The sequence below is a fragment of the Salinimicrobium sp. WS361 genome (genome assembly GCF_050750585.1).
Taxonomy (GTDB): domain Bacteria; phylum Bacteroidota; class Bacteroidia; order Flavobacteriales; family Flavobacteriaceae; genus Salinimicrobium.
In genome coordinates this window covers 211379-224691 of sequence record NZ_JBOJLM010000002.1, presented here as the reverse complement: position 1 = coordinate 224691, position 13313 = coordinate 211379, and the positions used below count along the sequence as shown (strand labels likewise).

Below are 13313 nucleotides of genomic sequence, written 5' to 3'. Positions count from 1 at the left end.
TTTTAGTCAAGCGTCGCCTTTTAATTTCCGAAGTTATATCTCAAAGTTACGCCCGAACGTATGGTGGTTTGCGGATATGCGGTGGAAATGGCATATTCAGAGAAACTGTGATCGTAATATATTTCGGCTGTAAGGTTCTTGGAAAGGGCATAATCTGCCTTAAAATAAATAGCCCATATATCCTGCCCCGCCGTCACCTGGCTATTATCAATATCGAGATATCTAATTACCGTCTCATTGTGCCGGTAAGAAACATCCGCTTTAAAGTTAAGGTCGCTGCTCAGTATCCTTTGACGCCCTCCAAACTTCGTGTCTATTTTTAAATCTTTTATGCGGTATCCCAGCCCAAGGGTATATTGGTTTCCGTTGATTTCGGTAAGCAGGTTGTTGTCAAAGCTCAGTGACAACGCCCTGTCTTTCTGAATATCGGCTAAAATTTTGATCGAATTTGCCATTTCCAGGTCTACCCGCACAAGCGGACTAAACTGTTCGGTAAGATTAATGTTTGAAAACAACAGCTCACTCTTGTAATTCCCGGCCTGATCAACCTCTCGAGGATTGGCAGGCTTATAATCTAAATTGCTTTGGAACTGGTTAACCGTATACCCGGCAGTATAACCATGATTCACCGAGAATCTCTTGAAATTCTTTCTGAACCAGGGCAGGCGCATAAAGCCAGTGTACTTAAGGTTCCAGTTGGGAAGAGGAAAATCCTTAAAAGCTCCCAGGCTAACATCATCGGGATCGGCTCCCGAATAAGCCGCCAAAAACGCCGGTAGTAGGACGTTCTGACTGTTCCTACCAAAACCTAACGGATAACCTTCTGCATCGGTTTCATTGGGGTCTAATCCATTAGCTACGGCCAGCCTTCTCGCCACAGCCAGCCTGTTCTCCCTAAACTCCTGAAAAGTAGCCGAGGATTCAGCCGAAGTTTGATTAAAAGCGGTCTTAAGCAAAATCGTGGAAATACTGAAGTTACCAAAAGTAAGCGGCGTAAGCGGATTATACTGTTCTCCCGTTACCCTGAAATTCTCCTGAAAGGTTTCAGAATACAACCTGTTGGCTGTTAACTGGATGGTAAGATTGGGCAGGAGAGAAACTTCAGCATTAATGCCCAGCTGCTCATTTTCCACCTCGGTGTACTGCTGATTAAAGTCTTCATACAAAGTAAGCCAGCCCTTACGCGCAGCCATGTACCTAACGTCTTCCTGGCTACCTAAAGTAAAGCCGAGAGTAGGATTCCAGGTGCCCAAAAAGCCAATATCATTGGTATATCCCGGTAAAAAGATCCCGTTGTTCTCCTGGTAGTTCACCTGAATTCTTCTTATTGAAGTGAGAAGGCCAACCAGGGTATTGTAAGTTCTATCACCTGCACCAAGCCTGGCAACATCTGCCTGCGATGGCGCTGTGGGTTTATTGCCCAATGTTGGCACTGCCTTACTCCGCTCTTCAATGGTATTGGGCCCTCCACCGGGTCGGGTTCTTTTCTTGAGCCCAATATAATCATAAAGCGTCTGCATCTCCAGGTTTGCACTTATCTGGTGAACATTCGAGTTTTGAATACTGTTACCAAGATCGGGAACATTTTCAAGAGTTTCGAAGATCTCAGAACCACGTTCCCACTGGAAGTTACCGGTATAGGAATAAGTAGTTTTAAGAAAACCAAGCGCAGGGATCTTCGACAACGGTAGATCGTAATTGATTTGCAGCGACTGGAAATGTTGATTTGGAATACCCGTATTAAAGAATCCGTCCCAAACCCTCGTAGTGGTATCGGGATTATTTTCATCATCAAAATAATTCCTCACCACTCTGTTGGTTGAAGAATCAAAATTGAGCCTTAGGCTTTTCGTAAAGTTGTAATTGATAGTGTATTGCCAGTCAAACAGGAAATTCCTTTGATAAAGCGTGGGAATACCGTTAAGGAAACCTGGTGGCAGGTTGATCTCCCTGAACTTCTGCTCATTGTACTGCCTGAAAATTGTAGAAGTCGCTGTAATGTTCGACGGGAAAACATTGAAGTTGAAATCCCTTAAAAGTGCAAGATACGCACTGCTATCCAGGGCTTTAACATTCCGCAACGGCTCAATATTCACTGGTGCAAAAGTATAATCGTAGGTCGCCCCCACCCTTACGGTTTGATCAAAAGCATCTTCTATCTCAAAATCCCTGTGATCTACCTGATTGTAACTTCCCGAAACACTTAAGTTTTCGATATCATACGGCATAGGCTTATCCTCATCTACACGTTCTTTTCGTAGCCCTATTACATTGATGCTTTGACGACGGGTATAATCTTCGGCTCTTTCCTGTAGATCATCTCTAATCTCATCTGTGGCGGCATTGTCAAGTACTGTTTCCAGTTCCAGGTCAAGGAATTCGGGGTCATATTTTGGAGTGATCAATTCTTCGCCGTAGCTGTAACTCACCGGAATTCTCAATCCCCAATTTCTAGGTAGCAGCTGCCCCATGTTTAGATTACTCACCACATCATATTGCAAAAAGTCTTCCCTGCTTCTTTGGTTAGGCCCTTGTTCGAGAGAACCAAAACCTACCGTGCTTTTTCTTCCGGTAGCCGAAAGGTTTGCAAAATCGGCTACGTTAGCATCCATATTCACGATTGCTGCCCACCCACCCTGGTTGTTAAGCTCAGAAAGCCGAAGTTCATTGAACCAGACTTCCCCGCACAAATTCCTGGAAGAGGCTTCAGAAAGGCCATTTTTGACACCCAGCATGAGCATCCTAACATTACCGAAACTTGGATTCCCTTTGATCCCAATTCTCAACTGGCCAACTTCGTAAGGTGTATCGGCTGTGACCCTATCTCCTGCCTCACTAAAGAAATTAAGCTCGGTAGAGACTAATTCAGGGTTTCCAATAACAGTAGCTTTCACTTCCTGCAGCAGTTCCAGCGGCAAAATCATCCGGTTTTCTACAGGCCAGATCTCAGAAGCTGAAACTGCTCCGAATTCTGTTGGTTTCAGCGGGATTTCGATCTGGTAGAAATTATCGGTAAAGTCTGTACCAATCCTCACGAAGGCCACCAACTCCCCTTCCTGCCATTTTAGGCGGTTCACTACGGGTTCAGCGTGAATGAACATTTCCAGGTTTTTATACTGCCGCATGTCTAGCTGGAAATTCTTATAAACACCACGGGAATCCTGTGGTTCAAGATCACAAACATTAACAGCAAGCGACTGTTCATTCTGTCTCACCTGGGTATTGTTATTCATCAATTCTTCACGATCTACTCCCGGAGGCAGTACATACGGAATTGGCTGCCTGTTCTCGTTCTCTTCAATACTTACCGAAGAAACCGTGAAGGTAGTATTCTCATTAACCGGGTCAGATTTATCTGGATCGAGGGTCTGGGTATACCTGCGATAGTCTCCGCGCACCAGATCCATAGTTCCAAACCTCAGCACGGTAGGTTGCTCAAAGTCGGTCACAAACATTCGCATAAACCTGATAGACCTGAAGTCACCAATCCCGCCTTTGGCCGCAGTAGGCTCATAAATCGGGACTTTAAATTGCAGCCATCTCACCGGCATCTCCTGCCCGTTAGGCAAACTTATGCTGAAGTTCTTCACATCGGTCACGTACCGGCTGTTATCAATATTCATGTTCGGGAAAACAGGCACCTCATATTCGTAGTAGCTGTCAACCGTGTTCATGGTATTGTCGCGGTTAAGATCTTCAACCGTAGGAAGCGTGCTGTTACCGCGATTAGTGTTGGTAACATCTGGCGGGGAGTTACCATCAATCCCGTTGTAATCGTAGTAGCGCTCTAAAATCCCTCCGGAAGCATTCAAGAAGTAATCGTAATTATCGGCTGCAGGATCGGGAAGGTTTCCAAAACCGGAATATTGCACAGCTTCTTCGACATCTGAAAGTCCATCGTAACCTACATCCTGATTCAGCCTTTCCTGCCCTTCAGTATTAAAAGCATAAATAAGCGACTGGTTTGATGGCACCTTACCAAATTCGGTAGAAGTAGTATTTTCTACACCTCCATTTACAGGGAGACCATTTTCATATTGTTTCCTACCATCCTTTAAAACATCTTCGGAAATATTTCCGAGGTTAAAGACAAGCTTTCCGCCGTTATTTCCAGCATTTTCTGAATACAGGAAGGGATCCATCATCCAGAATTCGATGTATTCAACATTGCTCTGCTCAAAGTTGGTCGAATTGATAGCCCGGCTGATGCCTCCAAAATTCTCTGCAGGGTTTGGCAGGGCATTTCCGCCGGCAGCCTGCGGATTAAAATTGTACGGCCCCCTCATGTTTGGATAATAGGCAAGATCTAGCGTATAAAGCACCTGAGACTGTCCCTGCACCACATCTACATTAGGGAAGATCTCATTTAAGAACACCCTGCGGCTAGCATAGCTGGAAAGATCGGAATCTGAAACTCCCGAAGGCCTGCTGCTTCCGTAGAAAACAGGATCTATACTGTACCAGGCCAGTTTGGCTCTTTTGTAATTGGTTGCCAGGTTTCCGTTAGCCAGTTCACCTCCAAAACCAAGCGGCACACTTGAAAGTTCCCAACCGAGCGGATTGTCAATAGCTATAGAGGTTTGTGCGGCTTCAAAATCATCTACATAAGTGGTAGCACGACCATCAAATTCACTTCCTTTTGGTGCTCCCGGAATTAAATATGCAACTTCCCCGCGCAGCGACAAATTAGAAACCACATCGGTATCAATATTGGGAAGTTTATTCACCCAGCGTGTCAAAAAGGGCAATTCGGTAGAGTAATTCAGGTTGAGCCCCAGGATGGTGTTATTGATGGGCTCATAACTGTAGTTCGATTTTTGAGTTAACGGGCGTTCATTCAGGTTTAAATAAGTTGCCCCCATCAGGAAGTTCTCATTGAAGAGATGCTCCACGTTAATCCCGGTAAAACGTTTTGTTTGCTGCCCAAAAAGGGCATTATTCTCTGTTGATATTTGAATGGGAATATTTGAGGCCAGTAAAGCTTCATCCAGGATCTGGACCCTTCCAAACTGGTAGTTCACCACATAATCTACCCCTTCCTGCAGTACACGACCTCCCGCCGTTACAGTAACCGATCCCTGCGGAACATTAAAGGCTCCTATCGAAATTCCTTCAACATTTGAAGATTTGTAACGCCCGCGAAGCTGAAATTTATTCTTTTCGGCCTGCTCCTGTTCCGCCTGGGTCTTGGTAGTTTCATAAAGCGCCCTAAAAACGTACTTCTGCTGATTGGCATTCCAGGTTTCGGGAAGCTCATACATTTCAGAACCCGTGTTGGGATTGGGATCGAGTTTTCTAAAGAGATAACTTCCGAAGGGTTCTACCGAAGTGAAAATAATATTTCCTGTTTCAGCATTAATAGTGATTCCCGGCACAAAGTCGAAAAAACCGTCGCCACCCGAAATTGGGTCTCCCGCAACATTTAGATTATCGAGATTAAATACTCTCAAAAGTGTGGTTTGCTCTACATCTTCAGGCAGAGGAACACCGTCAACTCCCGTTATGTAATTGAGGGGCTGAGGATCGGTATAAACAATGTTCATCCTGAAATCTTCCCGCTCCAGATTGAATGCCGCCAGGTTGTAGATGTTTTTCATCATAAGATCCCACACCGGCTCATCTACATTGGTAACCGAGCTCTTCAGCATTTTCACCACCAGGTTTTGAGAGACAGAAGATTCTATTCCCGTGCCTCCAGAAGCGTCAATCCCATCACTGGCAAATTCTCCCACCTGGTAAACTTCTCCCCCTACGGTGTATTGAAAAGCCACTGCAAGAATCTCATCGCTCGCCAGCCTTTGATTAAGGGAGATATATCCAAGCCTGGTATCCAGCCTGTATTCTGTAGGTTTTAACTGCCGTGCATTTTCCAGTTTCACGTAATCTCTTCCTTCCGAAACCTGCAAACCGCCGAAACCAGATTCTACCCTGGCCACATCTCTTATTGCCGGGGTAAGAACAGATTCCTGAGGTCCTGTTATTCCAAAGGGGTTAAGATCATTATTACGGTTATCGGCAAAGGAACCTTCGGGACGGTTAAAGAAACCAGCCGGCGCATTTTCCAACCCAATATTTCCAGGTACCGGGGCTTCCCCCAGATCCTGTATAGCGACAATATTCCTGGTGTTGGTAAGATTTTGAACATTGTTTGTCCTGTTGGTAACCCAAACCTGCACCCTTGTAATTTGAACACTAGAATTTATGAAAGGGTAGTTTTCAAGAGCTTCATCATATTGATCGCGAAAGTAATGAGCGAGGAAAAAGTGCTTATTCTCATCATATTCAATAGCGAATTTATCAAACTCCTGCACGGTTGCACCACCTTCTACATTCACGGTTCGCCGTTCGCTCTTTTGTTCTGAAAAAACTCCCGTTATTGTGGTTTTACCAAACTGAAGCTGGGTCTTGATCCCAAACAAACTCTGCGCACCCTGTATCAAAGCCGAGTTGAGCGGCATAGTGATATTCCCCACCTCGATCTTCTGAATGATATCATCTTCGGTAGGTGTATATTCCAGCTTTAACTGGTTTTGAAAATCGAAAGTAGATTCGGTATCGTAGTTGGCAGTTACCTTAAGGCGTTCTCCAACATTTCCCAAAAGGCTTAACTGAATGCGCTGATCAAAGTCAAAAGTAAAGGAACTTCTGTTTCGCGGTGAGAACGCAGGATTATCTCTTTTGGAGTACAGCACTCCCAGATCAAGCGCGACCGATCCCTGCGGAATAAATTCTATGTCGCCACCGCCAAAAATATTCTGAAAGAAATCTGAATTCACATAAAAACCGGGAAGCAGATCTCGCTGCCCTTCCTCTGTACCTTCTTTTCTTCCTGAAAGTGCATCAGATTTTTCTTTAAAGTACTGCTGCATTCCTTCCTGAATCACCAACTCCTGGTATTCTTGCGGAGTAAGAATGAGTGGTGCGGTGATATTCAGCCTTCCCAGGGTTTCGGTATAAACATAACGATCCAGCACGGGATCATAGGTATAGGAAGCAACTATGCTATTGGGATTAGGCAACCTGAGTTTCCCCAGAGAATATCCTGTTTTTGTAGTGTCCTGTTGAACGAGTGTATCCTGTGCCAGGGCAGGCGAAGAAAATACCAGCACACCAAGGAATGCAAGGGAAATTGTAAGCCAAAACCTGGAATTATAATTTTGCTCCAAAGGAGTCATAGTTTTTTAAGTGCCTGCTTTATAAGAGATTCCACTGAAGCATCGGGTTCTGCCTTCACAATTTTCTCCACAACTTTTTCTGATTGCTTTCGTGTATACCCAAGGGTCTCTAATGCTGATAACGCTTCTTCACGATTTGTATTGCTCTGAGTTGCTGAAACTTCATCAATACCAAATACTTTTACAATTTTGTCTTTAAGATCAATGATCACCCGCTGCGCCGTTTTAGCCCCAATGCCTTTAATTCCCTGAATGGTAGCCACATCACCTGCAGCGATCGCTTCCATAATTTGCCCCGGTTCAAGGGAAGATAACATGCTACGGGCAGTACTTGCGCCCACTCCTGAAACTGAGATCAAAAGCCTGAAAATTTCCCGCTCGGTTTTTCCCCAGAAACCATACAGGGTATGCGAATCTTCTTTTACCTGAAGGTGGGTGTACAACTGCAGGGATTCCTCTGAAGGAATTTGGGAATAGGTGTTAAGGGAAATATGAATAAAATACCCAACCCCGTTGCAATCGATCACTACATTCGTCGGATTTTTTTCAACCAGGCGGCCTTTAATACTATAGATCATGAAAAGTAGACAGTTATGGCGTCAAATGTAATGAAATTTGGAGGATAGAAAAACAGGAAAACCCCACGGCTCTTACCCCTCAAAAAAGGCATTTTCCTGTATCATTTATTTTTCAAAATACTTCCAAGACAAACGAAGCCTTTTTAGTACCTGCACGGTTGTTATTTTATTGTTGCCGTTTGGCTCTTTTCTCTTTTTCCTGGGCGTCAACCACGGCTACTGCTGTCATATTCACAATCTCTTCAACACTTGCCCCCAACTGCAATACATGCACCGGCTTGTTCATTCCCATTAAGATTGGCCCTACAGATTCTGTTTTGTTAAGCTCTTTGATGAGTTTATAGGTGCTGTTCCCAGAATCAAGATTCGGGAAGATGAGCGTATTAACTTTTTTTCCGGCCAGTTTTGAGAATGGGAATTTCTTGCGAAGCATCTCTTTGTTAAGTGCAAAGTCCGATTGCATTTCACCGTCTACCACAAGATCTGGGTAGAACCTGTGCAGATAATCTACAGCTTCTTTTACTTTTTCGGCCTTCTCGTTAGTTGAAGATCCAAAGTTAGAATAAGAGATCATGGCAATTACAGGATCCATTCCAAAAAGGCGCACAGTTCTGGCGGTCATTTGTGCAATTTTGGCCAGTTCTTTCGCAGTAGGATCAATATTCACCGAGGTATCACTGATGAAAATAGGGCCGCGGGCCGAATTCATCAAGTTGGTTGCTGCCACCTTCGAAACTCCTTTTGCCTTTCCAATAAGTTCGAGCATAGGTTTCAATACGGTAGGGTACGACCTTGAGTAACCCGACAGCAAAGCATCGGCGTCTCCGGCATTTACCATCATTGCGGCAAAATAATTTCGGGCACGCATAAGCAGCTCCGCATCATATTTTGTAACTCCTTTCCTCTGGCGGGACTTCCAGTAAACTTCAGCATAGCGGTTACGCCTGGCTTCCTCCTCGTCAGATTTTGAATCGATGATCTCCACGTCTTCGGCGTGAAAATCAATTTCTGCCATCAGTTCAGTGATCACATCCTTTCTACCAAGCAAGATTGGTTTGGCGATACCCTCATCGTAAGCAATCTGGGCAGCTTTTAGAACATCGAGGTGATCTGCTTCAGCAAAAATCACCCGCTTCGGATCCATTTTCGCCCTGTTCATCAACAATCTGGTGATCTTGCTGTCGTTACCCATTCTTTCAAGCAGCTCATCTTCATAGCGATCCCAATCCTGAATCGGGCTGCGTGCAACTCCCGATTCCATTGCAGCTTTCGCTACAGCCGGCGGCACTTCTGAAATAAGACGCGGATCAAATGGTTTGGGGATAATATATTCCCTGCCAAAATTTAGTCGGGTTTCGCCATAGGCAATATTTACCTGCTCGGGCACAGGCTCTTTGGTAAGACGGGCCAGGGCTTTTACAGCCGCCATCTTCATTTCTTCGTTGATCTTGGTAGCACGAACATCAAGGGCTCCACGAAAGATGAATGGAAACCCAAGCACATTATTCACCTGGTTAGGATGGTCGCTACGCCCGGTAGCCATAATTATATCTTTACGGGTAGAGCAGGCAAGATCGTAATCAATTTCGGGGTTTGGATTCGCCATGGCAAAAACGATAGGGTTTTTAGCCATTTGATTAAGCATATCAGGCGAAACAATATCGGCAATAGAAAGACCAACAAATACATCGGCATCTACCATGGCCTCATCGAGCGTATCGATTTTTCTGGCTGTAGCAAATTCTGATTTTTCTTCAGAAAGACCTTCCCTGTCTTTTCTAATGACTCCTTTACTGTCAAGCATCACGATGTTCTCTGCCTTTGCACCGAATGCCTTATATAATTTAGTACAGGAAACTGCGGCAGCTCCTGCTCCACTTATAACAATTCTTACTTCGTCTATTTTTTTGTCGGCAAGCTCAAGCGCATTGAGCAAAGCTGCTGCCGAAATTATAGCAGTACCGTGCTGGTCATCGTGCATCACGGGAATATCCAGTTCTGCTTTGAGCCTTCTTTCAATCTCAAAAGCTTCGGGCGCTGCAATATCTTCCAGGTTAATACCTCCAAAAGTAGGCGCAATATTTTTGACGGTTTCTACAAAAGCGTCTACATCTTTAGTATCTACTTCAATGTCAAAAACATCAATATCGGCAAAGATCTTAAAAAGCAGGCCTTTCCCTTCCATCACCGGTTTTGAGGCTTCAGGACCTATATCCCCAAGTCCAAGAACAGCGGTACCATTAGAAATAACGGCCACGAGATTCCCTTTGGTGGTATATTTGTATACGTTCTCTTTATTTTTATGAATTTCAAGGCAGGGCTCTGCTACTCCCGGGGAATATGCCAGTGACAAATCTCTTTGAGTAGAGTACTTTTTGGTGGGCACAACCTGTATCTTTCCCGGCGTGGGTTTTGCGTGATACACCAGAGCTTCACGTCTTTTGCGTTCGTTCTTCATAATTTCCCTGTTTATGGGGCAGCACAAAGGTAAGAGTTTCGCATTTATAGCTTGGTGCTATAGCTTATTTTTTGATGTTAACTGCAACCGCAATGAATCATCCGGAAATATCTATACAGCCATTTTCAGTAATTAAAATCCGGCTTTTTCGGGTGGTACCAGCTCGTTCAGCCTTTCGCGGTATTGCTTCGGAAGTAACTCCAGACCCAGCTGATAAGAAGCGTTCATCCAGCCAAAGCCTGAAGTGGTGATATAATCAAACTCTGTCCCCACGTTCCCATATTCGGCATAAACCTTATGCGTGGCATCAACAACATCGTATTTCTCCGGAATGGTGCCGTTGTAATCTACCGCATTTTTGGTGATCATCCAGAGCCAGCGGTAAATAAGCTCATAAGCCTCTTCTTCATAACCGTAATTAAGCAGTCCCTGCCACAGCAGCATTTGATGGGGCGCCCAGCCGAAAGGATAATCCCACTGCCGTTGCACATCGTTTGTGGCGGTTTGTTCTACCGATGATCTTGCGCTTGAAAGAATGCCGCCCTGCGCCTTAAGATCCTGCATTAACTGCGGAACCATTCTTTCTGCCTGTGCTTCGGAAGCAAGACCACTCCACAACGGATAAAAATTTGTGGCCGAAATGTATTTTGTCTGTTCTCCGGTTTTAAAGTTATAATCGTAAAAACTTCCTTCTTGTTCATTCCACAAATATTCATTGACCAGGGCTCTCCGTTCTTCAGCTTTTTCTTCCCAGTAATCATCGGTATATTTTTTCCCAGCTGAAGTGGTGAAACTCCCATCGAAATATTCATCTATGAGAAATTCAAAATCTTTTTCATACTTGTAAAGTAACGAGTTGAGATCGACGGTATTCAAATGTGCCGCACGGTTTTCGAGTCGCCAGGAAGTGTCATGCCCACTCTCCCGCAGCGTCCTGTCATGCCTGAAATACTCATCTACTTCCGGGGCTTCTATTGCTCCCGCTTGATATTGCTCTACAAATTCTGAAACATCTAGGCCATGCTTTGCGGCAAACTCCTGAAGCACCTCGTTAAAATGCCCTTTTTCAGTCTCCGGCGGATGCCTATTCCCTGCGCATAATACCGGTTAAGTCCGTTCCCGGTTAGTCGCTCTCCTTCCTCCATCCACACCTGCTCATATTCTTTTATGGCAGCATTCAGCGCCTCGCGCAGCCAGGCTTCATCCTTAACTTCCATAGCTTCATAAACCTCCCGAACAAATGAAGACATGAACGGCGGCTGTGTGCGGGTGAGGTAGTAGGAGCGATTGGCGTTGAGGATCTTTCCGTAGTGGTTGATCTGATAAACAAAGTTGTCAACCATAGCCTTTGCGAGGTCAATTCTCCCATCGATAAGCAGGCCCACGCCTTCAAAATAACTGTCCCACCCGTACATTTCGTTGAACCTGCCGCCAGGCACCACAAAAGGAACTCCGCGGTCATCTTCTATTTTCAGGGCAAGCAGGCCGGGTTTGTCATTAATAGATTTGACATACTGCGGAGTGATTTTCTCCGGAAGCACCACTACCTCAAACCCACTTAGCTCCTGCTGAAGATCTTTGTAATACCTGATCCCTGAAGTATCGGTCGCCGGCACATACAAGCGCTGTACGCCATCTGAAGCTTTTGTATCTCTCAGGATCTTTTGAATACCCTTACGGTCAATCTTGCGGGTGAGATCATCCCAAAACTGCTTTTCAATCCTCCTGGAAATTCGCTGCGTAGGCGGCTCTTTAATCCTGTCAATCGAAATTTCTACTGAATCTTTATTTTGTGCCCTAGCTACTGCCAACTCCTGAAGCAGGTTAGACAAGTAATAGATCTGGCCGATCTCTACGGAATCTCCTTCGGAAAGAGGTACCAAAAATGGCATTTTTGGATCATCTTCTACAGTGATCTTTTTGTCACCATCTGTATCGGCCTGTTGTAACAGGCGTTGCATCGTCTGCCCGGTCTTCAGCTGAAATTCCTGTGCAAAAAAAGGAGAATTCAGGAAGAAACAACTAAAAATGAGGATTAAAAAAGGCTTTTTTGGGACCATAACTTTTCCGTTGAAACAGAAAGTTACGAATTCCTGTAGAGAAAGCTTCAGGAATCTTTTTTGAAAAATTCTATGTTTCGGGTGAGTCCGCTATACTTGGTACGTTTAACGGCCGACTTCTTAAAGACCTTCCGGAAAGTTTCTTCGGTGATCTCTTCCCAATCCTTTTTGCTCATACTAAGCAACTCGGGATGCGGGTTGAAAAGTGGCTCGTTGTGAGGTTTTGAAAATCTATTCCAGGGGCACACATCCTGGCAAATATCACATCCAAAGGCCCAGTCATCAAACTTCCCTTTCATTTCCTGCGGAAGCTGATCCTTCAGTTCAATCGTATAATAGGAAATGCATTTGCTCCCGTCAACCTTGTAGGGCTCCACAATGGCATTTGTAGGGCAGGCATCAATACAGGCGGTACAGCTTCCGCAGTGATCGGTTACCGGCGCGTCATATTCCAGGTCCAGATCCACAATGAGTTCGGCTACAAAAAAGAAGGAACCTTTTTGCTTTGAGAGCAGCAAGCTGTGCTTGCCCACCCAGCCCAATCCGGCTTTGGCGGCCCAGGCTTTATCCATCACCGGCGCCGAATCTACAAAAGCACGACCTTCAACCTCGCCTATTTCCTGCTGAATGAACTGCAGTAAACTCTTCAGTTTATCTTTAATGACAAAGTGATAATCGGTGCCGTAAGCGTATTTACTGATCTTGTAGGAATCTTCCCGCTGTTTCTCTTCCGGGTAATAATTCAGTAGCAGGGAAATCACACTTTTAGAACCTTCCACCAATTTTGTGGGATCTAAACGCTTGTCAAAATAGTTCTCTAAAAATGACATTTTTCCGTGCCTTTCTTTTTGCAGATATTCTTCCAGGCGCGGCGCTTCTTCCTCGAGAAATTCAGCTTTCGAAATTCCGCAGGAAAGAAAGCCAAGGCGCTGGGCTTCGGCTTTAATTAAAGCGCTGTTCTTTGATCTTGCTGAATTATTCACTTTCTAAAACTTTGCAACTTCTGTGCTCAACACAAAAAATTATGAGGTGCCAAAAATAG

4 protein-coding genes and 1 pseudogene are annotated in these 13313 nt (G+C 44.8%); all 5 read right to left on the bottom strand.

All coding sequences use genetic code 11. The annotated features are described in order from the left end of the window. Nucleotides 1-20 precede the first annotated feature (20 nt). Nucleotides 21-7175, bottom strand: a complete 7155-nt coding sequence (sprA, locus tag ACQ93I_RS02895; protein WP_431697057.1) for a cell surface protein SprA — start codon at nt 7173-7175, stop codon at nt 21-23. Further along, nucleotides 7172-7753 (bottom strand): Holliday junction branch migration protein RuvA, encoded by a 582-nt coding sequence (gene ruvA / locus ACQ93I_RS02890; protein WP_266068403.1) that lies wholly within the window; start codon nt 7751-7753, stop codon nt 7172-7174. Before ruvA ends, sprA begins: the two co-directional genes overlap by 4 nt. A gap of 166 nt (nt 7754-7919) precedes the next feature. Beyond that, nucleotides 7920-10211, bottom strand: coding sequence for an NADP-dependent malic enzyme (locus ACQ93I_RS02885; RefSeq protein ID WP_431697056.1), 2292 nt, complete (start codon nt 10209-10211; stop codon nt 7920-7922). Between the two features lie 132 nt (nt 10212-10343). Continuing rightward, a pseudogene (locus ACQ93I_RS02880) lies at nt 10344-12103 on the bottom strand (trehalase family glycosidase). Between the two features lie 215 nt (nt 12104-12318). Next, nucleotides 12319-13254: a tRNA epoxyqueuosine(34) reductase QueG gene (queG, locus tag ACQ93I_RS02875; RefSeq protein ID WP_431697055.1), complete on the bottom strand. Its 936-nt coding sequence runs from the start codon at nt 13252-13254 to the stop codon at nt 12319-12321. Nucleotides 13255-13313: the final 59 nt, after the last annotated feature.

Excerpts from the sequence above, each read along its gene's own strand:
- sprA (WP_431697057.1), bottom strand. The coding sequence starts at position 7,175 with ATGACTCCTTTGGAGCAAAATTATAATTCCAGGTTTTGGCTTACAATT.
- ACQ93I_RS02885 (WP_431697056.1), bottom strand. The coding sequence starts at position 10,211 with ATGAAGAACGAACGCAAAAGACGTGAAGCTCTGGTGTATCACGCAAAA.
- ruvA (WP_266068403.1), bottom strand. The coding sequence starts at position 7,753 with ATGATCTATAGTATTAAAGGCCGCCTGGTTGAAAAAAATCCGACGAAT.